Origin of the sequence: Streptomyces sp. NPDC093591, assembly GCF_044764885.1 — a bacterium.
GTDB lineage: Bacteria > Actinomycetota > Actinomycetes > Streptomycetales > Streptomycetaceae > Streptomyces.
In genome coordinates, this window is record NZ_JBIWIY010000002.1 from 255,078 (window position 1) to 275,005 (window position 19,928).

Here is a 19,928-nt window from a genome sequence, read left to right on the forward strand (position 1 = left end):
CCATGGCCGACGATCCTTTTGTCATCGGGGACACGTCCTTCACGTCCCGCCTGATCATGGGCACGGGCGGAGCGCCCAGCCTGGAGGTCCTGGAGCGGGCGCTCGTGGCGTCCGGAACGGAGCTGACGACGGTCGCGATGCGGCGGGTGAACCCGTCGGTGCACGGGTCCGTCCTGTCCGTGCTGGAGAAGCTCGGCATCCGGGTGCTGCCCAACACGGCCGGGTGCTTCACCGCGGGTGAGGCCGTGCTGACGGCCCGCCTCGCGCGCGAGGCGCTCGGTACGGATCTGATCAAGCTGGAGGTCATCGCCGACGAGCGGACACTGCTGCCGGATCCGATCGAGCTGCTGGACGCCGCGGAGACGCTGGTGGACGACGGGTTCACCGTGCTGCCGTACACGAATGACGACCCTGTGCTGGCGCGGAAGCTTCAGGACGTGGGGTGTGCCGCGATCATGCCGCTCGGCTCCCCGATCGGCTCGGGGCTCGGCATCCGCAACCCGCACAACTTCCAGCTGATCGTGGAGCACGCGCGCGTGCCGGTGATTCTGGACGCGGGCGCCGGTACGGCGTCGGACGCGGCGCTCGCGATGGAGCTGGGGTGCGCGGGTGTGATGCTCGCCTCGGCGGTGACTCGGGCGCAGGAGCCGGTACTCATGGCCGACGCGATGCGGCACGCGGTGGAGGCGGGGCGGCTGGCGTACCGAGCGGGGCGGATTCCTCGGCGGCACTTCGCGGAGGCGTCGTCCCCGGTGGAGGGCATCGCACGGCTGGACCCGGAACGCCCCGCATTCTGAACGCCTGTTCGACGAAGGCCTTTCAGCCCATGAGGCGTCCGTCACAGCTCGGCTGCAGTCCCGCCCCGATCCCGCCCGAACCGGCGGGCGTGTCAGTGTCGGCTCGTACACTCACCTGCGTGGATACGACCCTTCAGGACCCTCTGGTCGGGCAGGTGCTCGACGGCCGGTACCGCGTGGACGCGCGGATCGCCGTCGGCGGGATGGCCACGGTCTACCGGGCCCTGGACACCCGCCTCGACCGCGTGCTCGCGCTCAAGGTGATGCATCCCGCGCTGGCGGTGGACGGGGTGTTCGTCGAGCGGTTCATCCGGGAGGCGAAGTCCGTCGCCCGGCTCGCGCACCCCAATGTCGTGCAGGTCTTCGACCAGGGCACCGACGGGTCGTACGTCTATCTCGCCATGGAGTACGTCGCGGGCTGCACGCTGCGCGACGTCCTGCGCGAGCGCGGGGCGCTCCAGCCCCGCGCCGCCCTCGACATCCTGGAGCCGGTGCTGGCCGCGCTCGGCGCCGCGCACCGCGCGGGGTTCGTGCACCGGGACATGAAGCCCGAGAACGTCTTGATAGGGGACGACGGGCGGGTCAAGGTCGCCGACTTCGGGCTCGTGCGGTCCGTGGACACGGTGACCAGCACCACCGGCGCCGTGCTCGGCACCGTCTCCTATCTCGCGCCCGAGCAGATCGAGCAGCCCGGCGCCGCCGACGCCCGCGTCGACGTGTACGCGTGCGGTGTCGTCCTCTACGAGATGCTCACCGGCGACAAGCCGCACGACGGCGACTCCCCCGCCGTGGTGCTCTACAAGCACCTGCACGAGGACGTCCCGCCGCCCTCCGCGATCGTGCCGGGGCTGGCGTACGAGCTCGACGAACTGGTCGCGTCGGCCACCGCGCGCACCCCGGACCTGCGCCCGTACGACGCCGTGGCGCTGCTCGCGCAGGCGCGGGAGACGCGCACCGCGCTGAGCGCCGACCAGCTGGACGCGGTGCCGCCGCAGGCGCTCACGGCGCAGCACAGCAACGCCGACGACCGGACGAGCGTGATCCCGCGCGCGCTGAACATCCAGCGCCCGCTGCCCGTGAACGAGGACGAGCCGGGTCCCGAAGCCGTCTTCAACAGAACCAGCCGCCTGGAGACTCCGCCGCCCCCGCCGCCCCGGCGCCGGTCGCGGACCCCGCGTGCGCCGCGCGGCCCGCTCGTCATCGTCGCCACCGTCCTGCTGGTCCTCGGTCTCGGCGTCGGCGTCTGGTACATCAACTCCGGCCAGTTCACCGAGGTCCCGCCACTGCTGTCCAAGACCGAGACGCAGGCCAAGGACCGGCTGGAGGAGGCCGGGCTGGAGCTCGGCAAGGTGGAGCGCGCCTACAGCGACACCGTCAGGCGCGGCACCGTCATCAGCACGGACCCGGAGACGGGCGCCCGCATCCGGCACAACGACTCGGTGAACCTGGTCATCTCGGCGGGGCCGAAGACCGTGAAGGTGCCCGACCTTCAGGGATACCCGCTGGCCAAGGCGAGGACCGAACTGAAGGAGAGCGGACTCCAACCGGGCATGGTGACCCGCGAGTTCAGCGACGACGTCACCCGAGGCTCCGTGATCTCCGTGGACCCCGAGACCGGCACCAAGGTCCGCTCCGGTTCCGCGGTCGCGCTCACCGTCAGCAAGGGCAGGCCCGTGGACGTCCCGGACGTCACCGGCGAGACCCTGGCCGACGCGAAGGCCGAGCTGGCGGAGTCCGGCCTGAAGGTGAAGGTCGCCTCCGCGCGGGTCAACTCCGACTTCGACGCGGGCCAGGTCGCCCGGCAGTCGCCGACCGACGGCGGGCAGGCCGCCGAGGGCGACACGGTGACGCTGACACTCTCCAAGGGCCCCGAGATGATCGAGGTCCCGGACGTGGTCGGTGACAGCGTCGACGACGCCAGGGCCGAGCTGGAGGCCGCCGGCTTCGCGGTCGACGAGGACCGTGGTCTGCTCGGGCTGTTCGGCGACACGGTCAAGAAGCAGTCCGTGAAGGGCGGGGACACGGCGCCGAAGGGATCGACGATCACGATCACCATCCGGTGACGAAAGCCACCGGGGGCGACCGTCGAGCAAGGCCGTCACCGGCCGGTGATCGGGCGGTCCGGGCAGCATGACACCCTGGACAGGTGAGAAGTCAGCAGTCCGGAACCGCCCCCTCGGGCCCCTCCCGCAACCCCATCGGTGGCCACGTCCCCGTGGCCGGCGGTCTCCACTCCGTCGGGCTCACCTACGCCCACGACCTCAAGGCCGAGACGGTCCAGGTCTTCGTCGCCAACCCGCGCGGCTGGGCCACGCCGACCGGGAATCCGCGCCAGGACGAGGAGTTCCGCGCGGTGTGCGAGGCCGAGTCGATCCCGGCATATGTGCATGCGCCGTACCTGATCAACTTCGGCTCGCACACCGAGGCGACGGTCGAGAAGTCGGTGGAGTCGCTACGGCACTCGCTGCGGCGCGGGCGGCAGATCGGGGCGCTCGGCGTGGTCGTGCACACGGGCAGCGCGACCGGCGGCCGGGAGCGCTCGGTGGCCCTGAAGCAGGTACGGCAGCACCTGCTGCCGCTGCTCGAGGAGCTGACCCACGACGACGACCCGTATCTGCTCCTGGAGTCCACCGCCGGGCAGGGCGCCTCGCTCTGCTCGCGGACCTGGGACTTCGGGCCGTACTTCGAGGCGCTGGACGCCCATCCGAAGCTGGGCGTATGCCTGGACACCTGCCACATCTTCGCCGCCGGCCACGACCTGACCGGCCCCTCCGGCATGCACCAGACCCTCGACCTGCTGGTGGACACCGTGGGCGAAGGCCGGCTGAAGCTGATCCACGCCAATGACTCCAAGGACGTCGTCGGCGCGCACAAGGACCGGCACGAGAACATCGGCGCGGGTCACATCGGCGAGGACCCGTTCCGGGCGCTGATGACGCACCCGGCCACCGCGGGCATACCGCTGATCATCGAGACACCCGGCGGGAAGGAAGGCCATGCGGCGGACGTGGAGCGGCTGAAGAAACTTCGGGACGCGTAACCCGCCGAGGAATACCCCCGGGGGGTATCTGGTTCGTACTCGATGCAGGAGCCGTAACCTGACATTGGGGGCAGATCATGCAGCACGAAGCGCACGCGGCACACACGCACCACCACGAGACGGCCGCCACCAGCACCTGGAGCATGGCCGTCCAGGCCACCCTGCACTGCCTCACCGGCTGTGCCATCGGCGAGGTGCTCGGCATGGTGATCGGCACCGCGCTCGGCTGGGGCGACGTCCCGACGCTGATACTGGCGATCACGCTCGCGTTCTTCTTCGGCTACGCACTCACGCTGCGCGGCGTACTCAAGGCGGGCGTCGGCTTCCGGGCGGCCGTCAGGGTCGCCCTGGCCGCGGACACACTGTCGATCGCCGTGATGGAGCTGGTCGACAACGGCGTACTCGTCCTGTGGCCCGGCGCGATGGACGCTGGCCTGGACGACCTGCTGTTCTGGGGTGCGCTGGCCATCGCCCTCGCGGTCGCCTTCGTAGCCACGGCGCCGGTCAACAAGTGGATGATCGGCCGCGGCAAGGGGCACGCGGTGGTGCACCAGTACCACTGACCGGCCCCGCCAGGAGGAGTCAGAGCTCGGGCCCGTCCCCGGGCTCCTCCTGGTACGAGTACCGCTGTTCCTTCCAAGGGTCGCCGATGTTGTGGTAGCCGCGCTCCTCCCAGAAGCCACGGCGATCGGCGGTCATGTACTCCACGCCGCGGACCCACTTGGGACCCTTCCAGGCGTACAGATGGGGGACGACCAGACGGAGGGGGAAACCGTGCTCCGCCGTGAGCAGTTCGCCGTCCTTGTGGGTGGCGAAGATCGCGCCCTCGGCGGCGAAGTCGGAGAGGCGGAGGTTGGAGCTGAAGCCGTACTCGGCCCACACCATCACATGAGTGACGGCCGGTGCGGGCGGCGCGATCTCCAGGATCGTACGGGCCGGAATTCCGCCCCACTCCGCGCCGAGCATGCTGAACTTCGTGACGCAGTGCAGGTCGGCGACGACGGTGGTGTACGGCAGCGCCGTGAACTCCTCATGGGTCCAGCAGTGCTTCTCGCCGTCGGCGGTGGCGCCGAAAACCCTGAACTCCCAGCGTTCGGGGCGAAACTTGGGGACCGGACCGTAGTGCGTGACCGGCCAGCCGCGCTGCACCCGCTGTCCCGGCGGAAGCTCGGAGTGTGCTGCTGCTCCACCTTCGCGCTCCACCGGCTGACCCATGACTCCATCCTGACAGACCTGGGGCAGTGCACCTGACCATACCCCTCAACAATTCACCTCATAACGGACTAAGCATGCCCTTACTTACTAAGTGAAGACTTACTGGACGATCTTCGCTGCCGGTGCAATCATGCGGCGCAACCTGCCAGTTCCCCCGCGTGGAAGGAGCCTCTGCGATGCAGGGCGACCCCGAGGTCCTCGAATTCCTCAATGAGCAGCTGACCGGCGAGCTGACGGCGATCAACCAGTACTGGCTGCACTACCGGATCCAGGACAACAAAGGCTGGACGAAGCTCGCCAAGTACACGCGTGAAGAGTCCATCGATGAGATGAAGCACGCGGACAAGATCACCGAGCGCATCCTCATGCTGGACGGCCTGCCCAACTATCAGCGTCTGTTCCACGTCCGGGTCGGCCAGACGGTCACGGAGATGTTCCAGGCCGACCGGCAGGTCGAGGTCGAGGCGATCGACCGCCTCAAGCGCGGTATCGAGGTCATGCGCACCAAGGGCGACATCACGTCCGCGAACCTCTTCGAGTCGATCCTCGAGGACGAGGAGCACCACATCGACTACCTGGACACGCAGCTGGAACTCATCGACAAGCTCGGTGAGGCGCTCTACCTCGCGCAGCAGATCGAGCAGCCGAGCTAGGGAGCCGGCGAACCGACGCGAGCTAGGCCGCGTCCGCCAGGTCGGTGAGCACCGGCTGGCCCTGGTCGGCCAGCTCACGGCGCGGGCACGCACCCCTGCCCAGGAGCGCCTGAATACGACGTACACACGACCCGCAGTCGGTTCCCGCCTTGCAGGCGGACGCTATCTGGCGGGGCGTACAGGCACCGTTCTCCGCGTGCTGCTTGACCTGCTGCTCGGTGACACCGAAGCAACTGCAGACGTACACGCGGACCACCTCCCGCCGGGATCGATGTCGTGCCATCCCCTTGATCGGTGAGGCTAACCTAACCTTACCCGCCACACAGGAACCGTAAAAGTGGGGTGGGGCGCGGATCGTATGTGATCCGCGCCCCACCCCACCTGCGGGTAATAACCGAACCGGTTACTGGTCCCTGTACATCTCGGCGACGAGGAAGGCCAGGTCGAGCGACTGGCTGCGGTTGAGCCGCGGGTCGCAGGCCGTCTCGTAGCGCTGGTGCAGGTCGTCGACGAAGATCTCGTCGCCGCCGCCCACGCACTCGGTGACGTCGTCACCGGTGAGCTCCACGTGGATACCGCCCGGGTGGGTGCCCAGGGCCTTGTGGACCTCGAAGAAGCCCTTGACCTCGTCAAGCACGTCGTCGAAGCGGCGGGTCTTGTGACCCGAGGCCGCCTCGAAGGTGTTGCCGTGCATCGGGTCCGTCACCCAGGCCACCGTCGCACCCGAGACGGTGACCTTCTCGACCAGCTCGGGGAGCTTGTCGCGGACCTTGTCGGCGCCCATGCGGACGATGAAGGTCAGCCGGCCCGGCTCGCGGTCCGGGTCGAGGCGCTCGATGTACTGCAGCGCCTCCTCGGCCGTGGTGGTCGGGCCGAGCTTGATGCCGATCGGGTTGCGGATCTTGGACGCGAACTCGATGTGCGCGTGGTCCAGCTGCCGGGTGCGCTCACCGATCCACACCATGTGCGCCGAGACGTCGTACAGCTGCCCCGTGCGGGAGTCGACCCTGGTCAGCGCCGACTCGTAGTCGAGCAGCAGCGCCTCGTGCGAGGAGTAGAACTCGACGGTCTTGAACTCCTCCGGGTCGGCCCCGCAGGCGTGCATGAAGTTCAGCGCGTTGTCGATCTCGCGGGCCAGCTGCTCGTAGCGCTGGCCGGACGGGGACGACTTCACGAAGTCCTGGTTCCAGGCGTGCACCTGGCGCAGGTCGGCGTAACCGCCGGTGGTGAAGGCGCGCACCAGGTTCAGCGTCGACGCGGACGCGTTGTACATCCGCTTCAGGCGTTCGGGGTCCGGGACGCGGGCGGCCTCGGTGAAGTCGAAGCCGTTGACGGAGTCGCCGCGGTAGGTCGGCAGGGTCACGCCGTCGCGGGTCTCGGTCGGCTTGGAGCGCGGCTTGGAGTACTGGCCGGCGATGCGGCCGACCTTCACGACCGGCACCGAGGCGGCGTACGTCAGCACGGCGCCCATCTGCAGCAGGGTCTTGAGCTTGTTGCGGATCTGGTCGGCGGACACCGCGTCGAAGGCCTCGGCGCAGTCGCCGCCCTGGAGGAGGAACGCCTCTCCCTTGGCGACGGCCGCCATCCGGGCGCGCAGCTGGTCGCACTCGCCCGCGAAGACGAGCGGCGGATACGACTCGAGGTCCGCGATCACTGCGCGCAGAGCCTCGGTGTCGGGGTACTCGGGCTGCTGCGCCGCGGGCAGGTCTCGCCAGGTGTTGCCAGCGCTCGCGCTGGTCTTAGCGTTCACGGTCACGCCCTCAACATTACGGGGTCGTGTCGGGCGTCCAGCCCCATGCCCAGCAAATGAGACGCGGGGTACACGACTCGGACATGGGGTAGGGTGCCTCGCATGTTCGCGCACTCGACCCAGAACTGGTGGTGGACCGCTCATCCGGCGGCCCACTGACTGCGCGTACGCAAGACTTCGCGAAGGCCGCCCGAGGGGCGGCCTTCGGCGTTTCCGGGGTCCGTTCCTCTCCGACTGAGTACCACCGAGTCTCACTGAGAAGGAGCACGGACCCATGAACCTGCTCGGCTTGCCGGACGACCCCCGCCCGTTCGCCCTGCTGCGCCGCCGCACCCCGGGCCAGGACCACGAGACGGTCGAGGTCCTCATCGGCCCGGTCACCACGTACGACCGGCTCGCCGACCTCCCCGACGAGGGCCTGGCGCTCGTCCCCTTCCGGCAGATCCGCGAGCGCGGCTTCGACGTCCGCGACGACGGCACACCGCTGGTGGTGCTGACGCCGGAGGAGTCGTACGACCTCCCCCTGGCCGAGGCTCTCGCCCAGCTCCCGGCGCATGACGTGCGCGTCGAGGGCGGCGGCTTCGACGTGGCCGACGAGGAGTACGCGGAGATCGTCGGGCGCGTCCTGCGGGAGGAGATCGGGCGGGGCGAGGGCGCGAACTTCGTGATCCGGCGGACGTACGAGGGTGAGATCCCGGGGTTCGGACGGGCCGACGCGCTGGCACTGTTCCGGCGGCTGCTGGAGGTGGAGCGGGGCGCGTACTGGACGTTCGTCGTGCACACCGGGGACCGGACGCTGGTCGGGGCGAGCCCCGAGGTGCATGTGCGGATGTCCGGCGGGACCGTGGTCATGAACCCGATCAGCGGGACGTACCGCTATCCCGCCGAGGGCCCCACCCCCGAGCATCTGCTCGACTTCCTCGCCGACGGCAAGGAGATCGAGGAGCTGTCGATGGTCGTCGACGAGGAGCTCAAGATGATGTGCACCGTCGGCGACATGGGCGGGGTCGTGGTCGGGCCCCGGCTGAAGGAGATGGCGCATCTCGCGCACACCGAGTACGAGCTGCGCGGGAAGTCCTCGCTGGATGTGCGCGAGGTCCTGAAGGAGACCATGTTCGCGGCCACGGTCACCGGCTCGCCCGTGCAGAACGCCTGCCGGGTGATCGAGCGGCACGAAGCCGGCGGGCGCGGCTACTACGCGGGGGCGCTGGCCCTGATCGGCCGGGACTCCGGCGGGGCCCAGACCCTCGACTCCCCCATCCTCATCCGCACGGCGGACATCGACGCGCACGGCGGGCTGCGGGTACCGGTCGGCGCCACGCTGGTGCGCGGCTCGGACCCGGCGAGCGAGGTCGCGGAGACCCACGCGAAGGCGGCGGGGGTACTGGCGGCTCTCGGCGTACGGCCCTCCCGGCCCCGTGCGGAGCACGCGCGCGTACGTCTCACCGACGACCCACGCGTGCGTGCCGCCCTCGACGGGCGCAGGGCCTCCCTCGCCCCGTTCTGGCTGCGGATGCAGGAGCGGTCCGCGGAGCTGAGCGGACACGCCCTGGTCGTCGACGGCGAGGACACCTTCACGGCGATGCTCGCGCACGTGCTGCGGTCGAGCGGGCTGGAGGTGACCGTCCGGCGGTACGACGAGGACGGGCTGCGGGAGGCGGTGCTCACGCACGAGGGGCCGGTCGTGCTGGGCCCCGGGCCCGGTGATCCTTCCGACCTCACCGACCCCAAGATGCGCTTCCTGCGCGAGCTCACCGCCCAGGTCATCCGCGACCACCGGCACGGCGTGCTCGGCGTCTGCCTCGGGCACGAGCTGATCGCGGCCGAGCTGGGGCTGGAGATCGTACGGAAGGAGGTGCCGTACCAGGGGGCGCAGACGACGATCGACCTGTTCGGGCGGCCGGAGACGGTCGGTTTCTACAACAGCTTCGTGGCGCGCTGCGACGACGAGGCCCTGCGGGAGCTCGCCGCGCACGGCGTCGAGGTCAGCCGGGCCGGCAACGGGGAGGTGCATGCGCTGCGCGGGCTGGGTCGTGCCGGAGGCGCGCCAATGAATGCAGTCGCCGGCGTGCAGTTCCACCCCGAGTCGGTCCTCACCCTGAACGGCGCCTCCGTCGTACGGGAGCTGGTGGGTCAGCTGCGGGGGACCAGCACGTTCTCGGAGCGGCGGCCCGCCCTGTAGTCGAGGACGTTCTTCAGGGTCGTCTCGACGATCTGGCCGACGGCGTCCTCGGTGTAGTACGCCTGGTGGGAGGTGACCAGGACGTTCGGGAAGGTGACGAGGCGGGCCAGGGTGTCGTCCTCGACGGCCTGGAGGGACTTGTCGAGGAAGAAGAGACCGGCCTCCGCCTCGTACACGTCGAGGCCGACGCCCGTGAAGCGGCCCTCGCGCAGTTCGGCGACGAGGGCCGCGGTGTCGACGAGGCCGCCTCGGCTGGAGTTGATCAGGATCGCGTCGTCCTTCATCAGCTTCAGGGCATCCGCGTCGATGAGGTGCCGGGTCTCCGGCATCAGCGGCACGTGCAGGCTGACCAGGTCGGACTCGGCGAGGAGCTGTTCCTTGGGGACGTAGCGCATGCCGAGTTGCATGCAGGCGGGGTTCTCGGCGACGTCCCAGCCGAGCAGCTTCATGCCGAAGCCGTGGGCGATGCGGCTGAAGGCCTCGCCGATCTTGCCGGTGCCGAGGACTCCGGCGGTGCGGCCGTACATGTCGCGGCCCATCAGGCCGTCGAGACGGAAGTCGAAGTCACGCGTGCGCGTGGAGGCGCGGACGATACGGCGGTTGACCGCCATGGCGAGGGCCCAGGCGAACTCGGCCACGGAGTGGGGCGAGTAGTACGAGACCCGGGCGACCGTCATGGCGAGGCGCTCGGCGACGTCGAGGTCGATGTTGTTGAAGCCGGTGGAACGCTGGGCGACCATCTGCGTCCCGCCGGCCGCGAGGGTCCGCAGGACCCGGTGGCCGAGGTCGCAGTTGACGCTGGTGCAGACGACCTCGTGGCCGGTGGCGATGGGGGCGGTGTCCTCGTTGAGGAAGACGTCCAGGCAGCGGACTTCGTGGTGGCCCCGGAAGGCCCGCTCGATCAGGGGCTTCTCGTCCGCCTGGACCCCGAAGGCGAGAATCTCCACGACTGCTCCCGATGCATAGGGGTGTGGGCCGAATATACGGTCCACACCCCTCAGATGCCCGTCAGCCGAAGAACACCCCGACCTCCTCGTACAGCTTCGGATCCACCGTCTTCAGCTTGGCCGTGGCGTCCGCGATCGGGACGCGGACGATGTCCGTGCCGCGCAGGGCGACCATCTTGCCGAAGTCGCCGTCGCGGACGGCCTCGATGGCGTGCAGTCCGAAGCGGGTGGCGAGCCAGCGGTCGAAGGCGCTGGGGGTGCCCCCGCGCTGGATGTGCCCGAGGACCGTCGTACGGGCTTCCTTGCCCGTGCGCTTCTCGATCTCCTTGGCCAGCCATTCGCCGACCCCGGACAGCCGGACGTGCCCGAAGGAGTCCAGCGACTCGTCCTTGAGGACCATGTCGCCGTCCTTCGGCATGGCGCCCTCGGCGACGACCACGATGGGGGCGTACGACGCCTTGAAGCGCGAGGTGATCCAGGCGCAGACCTTGTCGACGTCGAAGCGCTGCTCGGGGATGAGGATGGCGTTGGCGCCGCCGGCGAGGCCGGAGTGGATGGCGATCCAGCCCGCGTGACGGCCCATCACCTCGCAGACCAGGACCCGCATATGGGACTCGGCGGTGGTGTGCAGCCGGTCGATGGCCTCGGTCGCGATGCCGACGGCGGTGTCGAAGCCGAAGGTGTAGTCGGTGGCGGACAGGTCGTTGTCGATGGTCTTCGGCACGCCGACGCAGGGCACGCCGTACTCGTCGGAGAGGCGGGTGGCGACGCCGAGGGTGTCCTCGCCGCCGATGGCGATGAGCGCCTCGACCTCCTGCTTGGCGAGGTTCTCCTTGATCCGGCGGATGCCGTCCTCCTGCTTCAGCGGGTTGGTGCGCGAGGAGCCGAGGATGGTGCCGCCGCGGGGCAGGATGCCGCGCACGGCGGGGATGTCGAGACGGACGGTGTCGTTCTCGAGCGGACCTCGCCAGCCGTCCCGGAAGCCGACGAAGTCGTAGCCGTACTCCTGCACGCCCTTGCGGACGACGGCCCGGATGACGGCGTTGAGACCGGGGCAGTCGCCGCCTCCGGTCAGTACTCCGACCCGCATGGAAATGTCCCTTCGCCGCGGTTGCCTGGTGAGGTCACGCTAATGGTGATCCAGGTCACAGCGGGATGGGTCGGAGCGGCAATTCCGGTGAACTGCCGGGTGTTTGGTTTACGTGCCGTCAATCGGGCGGCTGTTGGATCACTCGTCGTCGAGGCCGCGCTCTATGGCGTACCGCACCAGCTCCACCCGGTTGTGCAGCTGGAGCTTGCCGAGGGTGTTCTGGACGTGGTTCTGGACCGTGCGGTGGGAGATGACCAGGCGTTCGGCGATCTGCTTGTAGCTCAGTCCCTTGGCGACCAGCCGCAGCACCTCGGTCTCGCGCTCGGTGAGCTGCGGGGCCCCCGGCTGGTCGGCGTCCTGTGCGGCGGGCGCCGGTTCGGAGGCGAGGCGGCGGTACTCGCCGAGGACGAGTCCGGCCAGGCCGGGCGTGAACACCGGGTCGCCGACGGCCGTACGCCGCACCGCGTCCAGGAGTTCCTCCGTCGAGGCCGACTTCAGCAGATAGCCGGTGGCGCCCGACTTCACGGCCTCCAGGACGTCGGCGTGCTCGCCGCTCGCGGACAGGACGAGGACGCGCAGGGCCGGGTTGTGGCCCACCAGCTCCTTGCAGACCTGGACGCCGGGCTTGGCGGGCAGATTGAGGTCGAGCACCAGGACGTCGGGGGCGGCGGCCTTGGCGCGGCGTACGGCCTGGTCGCCGTCGCCCGCGGTGGCGACCACGTAGAAGCCGGACTCGGCCAGGTCGCGGGCGACCGCGTCGCGCCACATGGGGTGGTCGTCGACGACCATGACCTTGATCGGGCCCTGCTGTCCGCTCGCGGTGTCCGTCATCGCTGCTCCGCCTTCCCCCGTGAAGCGCCGCTGTCCTTCGGTACTTTCAGTTCCACTTCGGTGCCCTGCCCCGGCACCGAGATCAGCTCGGCGCTGCCGCCGAGGTCCCGCAGCCGCCCCCGGATCGACAGGGCGACGCCGAGCCGCCCCTCGCCCTCGGCCTGCGCGAGCCGTCCCGCGGGAATGCCGGGGCCGTCGTCCCGCACGGTGACGATCACCGCGTCGGGTTCGTCCTCGACCAGGATCCACGCGCGCGCGTGCTCCCCCGCGTGCTTACGGACGTTGTCCAGGGCGGCCCCCACGGCCGCGGCCAGCTCCCGCGCGGCGTCCGGGGCCAGCGGCACGGGCGCGCCGGGCTCGGCCAGACTCACCTTGGCGCCGGCGTACGGGGCGAGCAGGGCCCGCAGATCGACGGGGCCGTCGGCGTCGTCCGGCTCGTCCACGGCCCGTACGACGGCCCCCTCGGCGGCGTCCTCCGACGCCCGCGACACGGGGACGAGGCCGCCGGAGACCAGGGTGCGCAGGGCCACCTCCTGCTCGCCGGCCATCCGGCCCAGCTCGGCCGCCTCACCGCCGATGACGGCACCACGCCGCTGCACCATCGCGAGCACCTGGAGCACGCTGTCGTGGATGTCCCGGGCGAGCCGCTCCCGCTCACGGGTCGCCGCCTCGATCTCCAGGGCCCGGGCGAGGGTGCGCTCGGAGGCTCGGGCGACCTCGACGACGTAGCCGATGGCGATGGAGGCGATCCACACGAGCAGCACCATGTGGATGGTGTCGCGGGTCGGCACTCCGGAGCGCTCGATCAGGTTGGCCGCGGCGACCAGCGTGGAGGCGAAGGCGGCCCAGCGCCAGCCGCCCTTGATGGCGAACGCGAGCACGGCGCCCGCGGTCCATATCGACGGCAGGGTCGGGGCTCCGGCGTCGATCCGCTCGGGCGACTCGGCGAGCCGGGTGAGCAGGATGCCGGCCAGGGCGATGGTGAGGTCGACGGCGAGGAAGCGCTTGGTGCAGCTCGCGGCGTTCGCCACCCTGGGCAGGGTGGCGAGGGTCCAGACGGCCAGGACGGCGAAGTAGGCGATGGCCACCCAGGGGCGCGCGACCTCGTCGTGGGCGCTGATGAAGAGCCCGATCGCATACACCATGGTCAGCACCCGGTAGCCGGCGAGCGCGCGCCACAGCGGCTGCTCGACGGACATCCTCATGACCCGCTCGCGCTTGGCCATTCCCCCCACCCCTGTTTTCGAATCGCTCGCCCGGACTGCCCTGCCTAGTCGCCCGGCCGCTCCTCGTCCGCCTTCTTGGTCTTCTTCGCCTGTTCCTTCTTCGCCTGTTCCTTCTCGGCCTTCGCCGCCTCCGCGATCTGCCGCTTGGCGGCGGTCGCGTACATGTCGACGTACTCCTGGCCGGAGAGCTTCATGATCTCGTACATGACCTCGTCGGTCAGCGCGCGCAGGACGAAGCGATCGTGCTCCATGCCCTGGTAGCGGCGGAAGTCCAGGGGCTTGCCGATCCGGATGCCCGGCCGCATGAGCTTGGGCATGACCTGGCCCGGCGGCTGGATCTTCTCCGTGTCGATCATGGCGACCGGGATGACCGGCGCCCCGGTGGCGAGTGCCACGCGCGCGAGGCCGCCGGGCTTGCCCCGGTAGAGCCGGCCGTCGGGCGAGCGCGTGCCCTCCGGGTAGATGCCGAACAGCTCACCGCGTTCGAGGACCTCTATGCCGCTCTTGATGGCCGCCTCGCCCGCGCCGCGCGCACCGGAGCGGTCCACGGGCAGCTGGCCGACGCCCTTGAAGAACGCGGCCGTCATCCGGCCCTTGACGCCGGGGGTCGTGAAGTACTCGGCCTTCGCGATGAAGGTCACCTTGCGGTCGAGGACCGCGGGCAGGAAGAACGAGTCCGAGAAGGAGAGGTGGTTGCTCGCCAGGATCGCGGGGCCCTCGGCGGGAATGTTCTCCAGCCCCTCCACCCAGGGCCTGAAAGCGACCTTCAACGGTCCCCCGATGGCCACCTTCATCGCGCCGTACAACAACCGAGTGCCTCCTGTGTCTGTCGATCAGACCTTAACCCGGGCCACTGTCAAAGAGTCCGACGGCCCTGGTCGGTGTCAGTACGGTCGCGTACGGTGAAGCACACCTGGCTGTATCGATATGCGGCTGTGCCGCGTGGGTTCATGTCGCTCCTCTCGCTCATGTCCGTCATGTCCGTCCTTCTCACGAACAGGAGACCGTAAGGTGCCGGTCCTTCCTGGAGCCGAGCCGTACCGCCATGAGGGCGGGGAGATCGGGGTTCTGCTCTGCCATGGCTTCACCGGTTCCCCCCAGTCGCTGCGCCCCTGGGCGGAGTATCTCGGCGAGCGCGGGCTCACCGTCTCGCTACCGCTGCTGCCGGGCCACGGCACCCGCTGGGAGGACATGCGGCTCACCGGCTGGCAGGACTGGTACGCCGAGGTGGACCGCGAGCTGCGCAACCTCCGCGACCGCTGCGAGCGGGTCTTCGTCGCCGGCCTGTCCATGGGCGGGGCCCTGGCACTGCGGCTCGCCGCGAAGCACGGGGAGCACGTCGCCGGCGTCATCGTCGTCAACCCGGCGAACAAGGTGCACGGCCTGTACGCGTACACCCTCCCGGTGTCCCGCCACCTCGTCCGTACGGTGCCGGGGGTCGCGGGCGACATCGCGAAGGAGGGCGGCATCGAGATCGGGTACGACCGGGTGCCGCTGCACGCGGCCCACTCCCTGCGGAACTTCTTCCGCCTGGTCGACGGCGAGCTGCCGCAGGTCACCCAGCCGCTGCTGCTCCTGCGCAGCGCACAGGACCACACCGTGCCGCCGGCGGACTCGGCCCGGGTACTGAGCCGGGTGTCGTCCACGGACGTAACGGAGGTCGTGCTGGAACAGAGCTATCACGTGGCGACGTTGGACCATGACGCGGACCGGATCTTCGTAGAGAGCATCGGCTTCATCGACCGGCTCGCAACCGGCGTCGGCAGAGAAGGGACGACCGCACGTGGCTGAGCACGGCTCCGACCGCGACAGGCGCGAGGACAGCGACGACCGCGAGCCGGAAGAGCAGCACGTCCCGTTCGACGAGGACGCCGCCTGGGCCGCCATCGTCGCCGGATACGGCGATGAGCCGCCGGACCCGCCGGGTTCGAAGCCGTTCAAGTCGGTCGAGGACCTGGCGCTGCTGGAGACCGAGACGAACGGCGAGGCGAGCGGCGGGACGGACGGCGAGCCGAACGACGACAAGGGCGACAAGAGCTCGAAGGTCAAGCAGGCGGACGAGCCCGAGGCGGGCCGGGAGGACAAGCCTTCCAAGCCGCTGGGCAGTTCCGTCTCCTTCGCCCCCGGCGTCGGCCCGCGCGACTACAGCGTGCCCGAGCCGACCGAGGACGACTTCGACGCCGACGACGAGGGCCATTTCGTCCCGCCAGAACCGCCGCCGCTGCCCACCGCCGACGCGACCGCGAAGTTCGCCTGGCTCGCGGTGATCGGCGGGCCGGTCCTGCTGCTGCTCGCCGTGCTGCTCGGCTGGGACATGACGTGGTGGCTGGCGACGCTCGGCATCGGCGGGTTCCTGGGCGGGTTCGCCACGCTGGTGATGCGGATGAAGACGGATGACGACGAGGACGACGATCCGGGGCGGGGCGCGGTCGTCTAGGACACAGGGACTTTGAGGGCGGCCAGGACCGGAAGGTGGTCCGTGGCCGCCCTCAGGTCTGTCTCCGTCACACCGGGGTGGCCCACGGGGACCCCGCAGCCGAGTACCTCGATGCCCTTGGTGGCGAAGATCGCGTCGATGCGCTGGTGGGGGTCGGCCGGGGTCGAGGTGTACTCGCTGCCCCAGGGTGCGGTGACCCAGCAGTCCTGGAGGCCGTCGGCCAACCGGAGGAACGTACGGCCGGCGGGGCGTTCGTTCAGGTCGCCGCCCGCGACGGCGTGCTCCACGCCCATCGCGGCGAGGCGGTCGAGCAGCATGCCGCCCTGTTCGTAGCGCTCGTCCTTCTGCAGGCTGAGGTGGCAGCTGAGGACGCCGAGGCGGGCGCCGCCGAATCGGACCACGGCCGTGGCGAAGCCGCGCCTGTGGAGTCCGGGGGTGAGGGGGAGGAGGACGTCCTCCGTGCGTTCGACGGTCGCCCGCAGGTTGCACAGGATGGCTGGTCCCGCTGCCGTGGCGCCGCCGGTGAGGATGACGAGGTTCGCCGCGCGGGCCAGGCGGGAGAGCTTCTTGCGCCAGCGGAAGAAGCGGGGGGCTTCCTGGATCAGGACCAGGTCGGGATCGCAGGCGTGGATGACGCGGGCGAGGGCGGCTGTGTCGTCGCGCATCGAGCGGATGTTGTAGCTGAGGACACGGATGACGGCTGAACCGTCGGGCTCGGTACGGGAGGTGGGGAGCGGCGAGGGGGACGTCTCCATGCGGGTCAATCTAGCCGGGCCCGGGGTCCGGGCGCCGAATAGCTGGGGGCGCGAGGTTGCTGGGCGACTTCCGGTTGTGTGCGGCTTGTCGCGCCCACGCGGCGGAGCCGCACATCGATACAGCCCCGCGCCCCTCAGGGGTCGGATCAGTCCCCTTGGCCGAAAAGCGGCCCTTACATGATCGGATCCGGCTCGCGGGCCAGGTCCGCCGCGCCCACCAGGCCCGCCTTGTTGCCCAGCTGGGCCGCGATGACGTCGGCGACCGGGCGCCAGTTGCCGCCCACCAGCCAGCGCTTGTAGGACTTGCGGATCGGGTCGAGGACCAGTTCGCCCTCGTCGGAGAGGCCGCCGCCGACGATGAAGGCGGACGGGTCGAAGAGGGAGGCGAGGTCGGCGAGGCCGGCGCCGGCCCAGCGGGCGAGTTCCCGGTAGGAGTCGACGGCGACCGGGTCGCCCTGGCGGGCGGCCATGGAGATGTGCTTGCCCTCGATGCCGTCGGGGGTGCCGTCGCCCATGCCGAGCAGGATCTCGGCGTTCTCCGGGGTGGCGTTGGCGCGCTGCTTGGCGTACCTGACGAGGGCGCGCCCGGAGGCGTACTGCTCCCAGCAGCCCTGCGAGCCGCAGCCGCACATCAGGCCGTCCGGCACCATGCGGATGTGGCCGAACTCGGCGGCCACGCCGTAGTGCCCGCGGCGCAGCTTGTTGCCGATGATGATGCCGCCGCCGAGGCCGGTGCCGAGCGTGATGCAGATGACGTTGCGGTGGCCCTTGCCCGCGCCGAACTTGTACTCGCCCCACGCGGCCGCGTTGGCGTCGTTCTCGACGACGACCGGGAGGCCCACGCGGGCCTCGACCTTCGTCTTCAGCGGCTCGTTGCGCCAGTCGATGTTGGGGGCGAAGTAGACCTCGGAACGCTGACGGTTGACGTATCCGGCGGCACCGATGCCCACGCCGACGATCTCGTGTCCGGCGCGCGCGCCCTCCACCGCGGAGGCGATGGCGTCCACGATGCCCTCGGGCGTGCCCGGGGTCGGCACCTTGTGGGTCGAGAGGATGTTGCCTTCCTCATCGACCACGCCGGCCGCGATCTTCGTGCCGCCGATGTCGACGCCGATGGTGAGTCCCATGAATCCCTCAGTTTCGGTCGAGCCCCGCTACGGCCAACGGTACCCGAGGCCCTGCCGTCAGGGCCTCGTCGTCCGCCCGCTGGGCAGCCCGGCTGAGGGGTGGTCGCGGGCCTTCAGTCCAGGTCGATGCGCTCGCCGGGACCGGCGTCGTCGCCCCGGTCGCGGCGCTCGCCGGGATCCTGGTCGCCGGTGGTCCAGCGTCGTTCCTGGGCCTGGACGGCGGAGCGGTAGGCGGCGAGGAGTTCGGTGCCCGCGGCAGCCAGATGATCGAAGACGTCCGGGTTGCGCTCGATGACCGGCTCGACGGCGGCCTTGGCCTGTTCCACGACCTGCTTGACCACCTGCTGGGCGGCGGGTCCGGCGACCGCGCCGAGCAGCGGGGACTGGAGGGTGGACAGCTTGTCCGCGACGGCGTCGACGAGCTTGCGCAGTTCCTCGGCGGCCGAGCCCGGGGGCGGGCCGTGCTGGGCGCGGCGGCGGGCCTTCTCCGCCGCGAGGTCCTCGGCGCACGCGGTCGCCCAGGCGTCGGCGTCGCTCGCCCGCACCTCGTCGGCCCGTACCTCGTCGATCGCCTCGTGCTCTTCGGCGTCGGACGGGGGGAGCTCTTCGCTCATGACGGACTCCTGACTACGGTTCGTCTCTACGACGTTACCCGAACGGGCGTACCTGCTTCACCGGGTCCGCGGCCAGAGATCGGGATCCGGCGCGAACCGGATCCGCAGCTCGCCGTCGCGCAGCGCGGCCCCGTCCACACCGCACCGGCGCAGGGCGGACGGCAGGGGCACGATACGCCGGAACTGTCCCGCGGTGACGACGAGTTCGTCGCCTCGCCGGACGAGGTCGAGCTCGTCGCGTACGGCGCCGGGCAGCGGGACGGCCCAGACGAGGACGCCGTCCTCGGCGAGGCGGTCGGTGACGGGCCACTCGACCGTGGAGGAGCTGTCGTTGACGGCGGACACGGCGAGGGCGGTGAGGTCGTCGGCGCCACGGGGGTCCCGTCCGAGATGCGCGATGTGGTGGACGTCGTGGCCCTTGTCCCCCCACTCCTCCAGAACCTTGCGCTGTTGGGCGACGGGCCCGGCGAGCCAGCTGCCCGCCGGCGCCTCCGCCTCCGGCAGGACCCGGTTGGCGACCAGCAGGTCGGGGCGCAGGCCCCGCAGGGCGAGGGCGAGGGTGGCGGTCCGCACGGCGTCGGCGCCGCCCGGGCCGGGCTCGGCGACCAGCCGTACGACGGTGTCGCGGTCGGCGACGACGGCTTCGACGGCGGCGAGCTCGACGTCCCAACGGGCCGCGGTCTCGTACAGCCACTCCGCGGGCATCGGAACGCCGGCCAGCCGCCCCAGTACCGGCCGCAGGGCCCGGGCCGCCTGCCGCTCGGACGGCAGCAGCCGGCGCAGGTAGCGGCGCAGCTCCTCGGGAAGCGAGAGCAGGGCGAGGGCGTGCGGGGTGGCCGGCAGGTCCACGACGAGCAGGTCATGGGCCTCGGCGAGGGCGGCGTCCCGCAGCGCACGGAGCAGCGCGAGCTCCTCGGCGCCGGGGAGGGGGGTGAGCTCGTCCGGGTCGAGCCGGGAGGCGCCGAGGAGGTCGAGGGCGGCGGTGGCACGTTCCTGGAAGGCGGCGAGGTCGTCCCGGAAGCCGGTGGCGGCGTCGGGGCGCCATGCGGTGAGGGTGTCGGTGGCCCGGGCGGGGGTCGCGCCGGTGGCCACGCCGAGTGCGGCACCGAGCGTGTCGGTGCGGTCGGCGCTGAGGACGAGGGTGCGGGTGCCGTTGTTCGCCGCCGCCAGCGCGGTGGCGGCGGCGACGGTGGTACGGCCGCTGCCGCCAGGGCCCGTGATCAGGATCGTGCGCATGGGGGTGAACGCTAACGGACGCGGGGGT

At 70.6% G+C, this 19,928-nt stretch carries 21 protein-coding genes; 9 read left to right on the forward strand and 12 right to left on the reverse strand.

Annotation, left to right across the window (positions count from 1 at the left end):
• The first annotated feature begins 2 nt into the window (after positions 1-2).
• From ACIREI_RS04555 to ACIREI_RS04570, 4 genes are all read left to right on the forward strand, one after another.
• Positions 3-797: a thiazole synthase gene (locus tag ACIREI_RS04555; protein ID WP_403327292.1), complete on the forward strand. Its 795-nt coding sequence runs from the start codon at positions 3-5 to the stop codon at positions 795-797.
• Between the two features lie 119 nt (positions 798-916).
• On the forward strand, positions 917-2,860 hold the full coding sequence (gene pknB / locus ACIREI_RS04560) for a Stk1 family PASTA domain-containing Ser/Thr kinase (protein ID WP_403327293.1): 1,944 nt from the start codon (positions 917-919) through the stop codon (positions 2,858-2,860).
• An 83-nt stretch (positions 2,861-2,943) separates the two neighbouring features.
• Positions 2,944-3,837, forward strand: coding sequence for a deoxyribonuclease IV (locus ACIREI_RS04565; protein ID WP_403327295.1), 894 nt, complete (start codon positions 2,944-2,946; stop codon positions 3,835-3,837).
• A gap of 77 nt (positions 3,838-3,914) precedes the next feature.
• Positions 3,915-4,400, forward strand: coding sequence for a DUF4396 domain-containing protein (locus ACIREI_RS04570; protein ID WP_403327297.1), 486 nt, complete (start codon positions 3,915-3,917; stop codon positions 4,398-4,400).
• 19 nt (positions 4,401-4,419) lie between these two features.
• On the opposite strand, the gene ACIREI_RS04575 is transcribed toward ACIREI_RS04570, so the two are convergent.
• Positions 4,420-5,052, reverse strand: a complete 633-nt coding sequence (locus tag ACIREI_RS04575; protein ID WP_403327299.1) for a sulfite oxidase-like oxidoreductase — start codon at positions 5,050-5,052, stop codon at positions 4,420-4,422.
• Positions 5,053-5,228: 176 nt separating this feature from the next.
• Between ACIREI_RS04575 and bfr the strand changes: the two genes are divergently transcribed.
• Positions 5,229-5,705: a bacterioferritin gene (bfr, locus tag ACIREI_RS04580; protein WP_030051286.1), complete on the forward strand. Its 477-nt coding sequence runs from the start codon at positions 5,229-5,231 to the stop codon at positions 5,703-5,705.
• 22 nt (positions 5,706-5,727) lie between these two features.
• On the opposite strand, the gene ACIREI_RS04585 is transcribed toward bfr, so the two are convergent.
• Complete coding sequence (locus ACIREI_RS04585) at positions 5,728-5,952, reverse strand: bacterioferritin-associated ferredoxin (RefSeq protein WP_403327301.1); 225 nt, start codon at positions 5,950-5,952, stop codon at positions 5,728-5,730.
• Positions 5,953-6,108: 156 nt separating this feature from the next.
• Positions 6,109-7,461 (reverse strand): class II 3-deoxy-7-phosphoheptulonate synthase, encoded by a 1,353-nt coding sequence (locus ACIREI_RS04590; RefSeq protein ID WP_403327303.1) that lies wholly within the window; start codon positions 7,459-7,461, stop codon positions 6,109-6,111.
• A 96-nt stretch (positions 7,462-7,557) separates the two neighbouring features.
• On the opposite strand from ACIREI_RS04590, the gene ACIREI_RS04595 reads away from it, so the two are divergent.
• Positions 7,558-7,614: a trp operon leader peptide gene (locus ACIREI_RS04595; protein WP_071528813.1), complete on the forward strand. Its 57-nt coding sequence runs from the start codon at positions 7,558-7,560 to the stop codon at positions 7,612-7,614.
• 115 nt (positions 7,615-7,729) lie between these two features.
• Positions 7,730-9,637: an anthranilate synthase family protein gene (locus tag ACIREI_RS04600; protein ID WP_403327305.1), complete on the forward strand. Its 1,908-nt coding sequence runs from the start codon at positions 7,730-7,732 to the stop codon at positions 9,635-9,637.
• Here the strand turns inward: ACIREI_RS04600 and ACIREI_RS04605 are convergent.
• From ACIREI_RS04605 to ACIREI_RS04625, 5 genes are all read right to left on the reverse strand, one after another.
• Positions 9,589-10,584 carry a 2-hydroxyacid dehydrogenase gene (locus ACIREI_RS04605; protein ID WP_403327307.1) on the reverse strand — a complete coding sequence of 332 codons (996 nt, stop codon included), beginning with the start codon at positions 10,582-10,584 and terminating at the stop codon, positions 9,589-9,591. The genes ACIREI_RS04600 and ACIREI_RS04605 overlap by 49 nt on opposite strands.
• A gap of 61 nt (positions 10,585-10,645) precedes the next feature.
• Positions 10,646-11,674: a 6-phosphofructokinase gene (locus ACIREI_RS04610; protein ID WP_403327309.1), complete on the reverse strand. Its 1,029-nt coding sequence runs from the start codon at positions 11,672-11,674 to the stop codon at positions 10,646-10,648.
• Positions 11,675-11,812: 138 nt separating this feature from the next.
• Positions 11,813-12,505 carry a response regulator gene (locus ACIREI_RS04615; RefSeq protein ID WP_403327311.1) on the reverse strand — a complete coding sequence of 231 codons (693 nt, stop codon included), beginning with the start codon at positions 12,503-12,505 and terminating at the stop codon, positions 11,813-11,815.
• Positions 12,502-13,731 carry a MacS family sensor histidine kinase gene (gene macS / locus ACIREI_RS04620; protein WP_403327313.1) on the reverse strand — a complete coding sequence of 410 codons (1,230 nt, stop codon included), beginning with the start codon at positions 13,729-13,731 and terminating at the stop codon, positions 12,502-12,504. The genes ACIREI_RS04615 and macS overlap by 4 nt, the downstream gene beginning before the upstream one ends.
• A gap of 44 nt (positions 13,732-13,775) precedes the next feature.
• On the reverse strand, positions 13,776-14,537 hold the full coding sequence (locus tag ACIREI_RS04625) for a lysophospholipid acyltransferase family protein (protein WP_403327315.1): 762 nt from the start codon (positions 14,535-14,537) through the stop codon (positions 13,776-13,778).
• Positions 14,538-14,742: 205 nt separating this feature from the next.
• On the opposite strand from ACIREI_RS04625, the gene ACIREI_RS04630 reads away from it, so the two are divergent.
• The gene (locus tag ACIREI_RS04630; RefSeq protein WP_403327317.1) at positions 14,743-15,522 is read left to right on the forward strand and encodes an alpha/beta hydrolase; all 780 of its coding nucleotides are present in this window, start codon (positions 14,743-14,745) and stop codon (positions 15,520-15,522) included.
• On the forward strand, positions 15,515-16,168 hold the full coding sequence (locus ACIREI_RS04635) for a hypothetical protein (RefSeq protein ID WP_403327319.1): 654 nt from the start codon (positions 15,515-15,517) through the stop codon (positions 16,166-16,168). The genes ACIREI_RS04630 and ACIREI_RS04635 overlap by 8 nt, the downstream gene beginning before the upstream one ends.
• Here the strand turns inward: ACIREI_RS04635 and ACIREI_RS04640 are convergent.
• The 4 genes from ACIREI_RS04640 to ACIREI_RS04655 all read right to left on the reverse strand — a co-directional run bounded on the left by ACIREI_RS04640 (position 16,165) and on the right by ACIREI_RS04655 (position 19,900).
• On the reverse strand, positions 16,165-16,923 hold the full coding sequence (locus ACIREI_RS04640; RefSeq protein WP_403327321.1) for an endonuclease/exonuclease/phosphatase family protein: 759 nt from the start codon (positions 16,921-16,923) through the stop codon (positions 16,165-16,167). The two genes, ACIREI_RS04635 and ACIREI_RS04640, sit on opposite strands and share 4 nt — an antisense overlap.
• 173 nt (positions 16,924-17,096) lie before the next feature.
• Complete coding sequence (locus ACIREI_RS04645; RefSeq protein ID WP_403327323.1) at positions 17,097-18,050, reverse strand: ROK family glucokinase; 954 nt, start codon at positions 18,048-18,050, stop codon at positions 17,097-17,099.
• 113 nt (positions 18,051-18,163) lie between these two features.
• Positions 18,164-18,664, reverse strand: coding sequence for a DUF5304 domain-containing protein (locus tag ACIREI_RS04650; RefSeq protein WP_403327324.1), 501 nt, complete (start codon positions 18,662-18,664; stop codon positions 18,164-18,166).
• 57 nt (positions 18,665-18,721) lie between these two features.
• Complete coding sequence (locus ACIREI_RS04655) at positions 18,722-19,900, reverse strand: ArsA family ATPase (RefSeq protein ID WP_403327326.1); 1,179 nt, start codon at positions 19,898-19,900, stop codon at positions 18,722-18,724.
• Positions 19,901-19,928: the final 28 nt, after the last annotated feature.

Excerpts from the sequence above, each read along its gene's own strand:
- ACIREI_RS04645 (WP_403327323.1), bottom strand. The coding sequence starts at position 18,050 with ATGGGACTCACCATCGGCGTCGACATCGGCGGCACGAAGATCGCGGCC.
- ACIREI_RS04575 (WP_403327299.1), bottom strand. The coding sequence starts at position 5,052 with ATGGGTCAGCCGGTGGAGCGCGAAGGTGGAGCAGCAGCACACTCCGAG.
- bfr (WP_030051286.1), top strand. The coding sequence starts at position 5,229 with ATGCAGGGCGACCCCGAGGTCCTCGAATTCCTCAATGAGCAGCTGACC.
- ACIREI_RS04600 (WP_403327305.1), top strand. The coding sequence starts at position 7,730 with ATGAACCTGCTCGGCTTGCCGGACGACCCCCGCCCGTTCGCCCTGCTG.
- ACIREI_RS04650 (WP_403327324.1), bottom strand. The coding sequence starts at position 18,664 with ATGAGCGAAGAGCTCCCCCCGTCCGACGCCGAAGAGCACGAGGCGATC.
- ACIREI_RS04570 (WP_403327297.1), top strand. The coding sequence starts at position 3,915 with ATGCAGCACGAAGCGCACGCGGCACACACGCACCACCACGAGACGGCC.
- macS (WP_403327313.1), bottom strand. The coding sequence starts at position 13,731 with ATGGCCAAGCGCGAGCGGGTCATGAGGATGTCCGTCGAGCAGCCGCTG.
- ACIREI_RS04610 (WP_403327309.1), bottom strand. The coding sequence starts at position 11,674 with ATGCGGGTCGGAGTACTGACCGGAGGCGGCGACTGCCCCGGTCTCAAC.
- ACIREI_RS04615 (WP_403327311.1), bottom strand. The coding sequence starts at position 12,505 with ATGACGGACACCGCGAGCGGACAGCAGGGCCCGATCAAGGTCATGGTC.
- ACIREI_RS04640 (WP_403327321.1), bottom strand. The coding sequence starts at position 16,923 with ATGGAGACGTCCCCCTCGCCGCTCCCCACCTCCCGTACCGAGCCCGAC.
- ACIREI_RS04555 (WP_403327292.1), top strand. The coding sequence starts at position 3 with ATGGCCGACGATCCTTTTGTCATCGGGGACACGTCCTTCACGTCCCGC.
- ACIREI_RS04655 (WP_403327326.1), bottom strand. The coding sequence starts at position 19,900 with ATGCGCACGATCCTGATCACGGGCCCTGGCGGCAGCGGCCGTACCACC.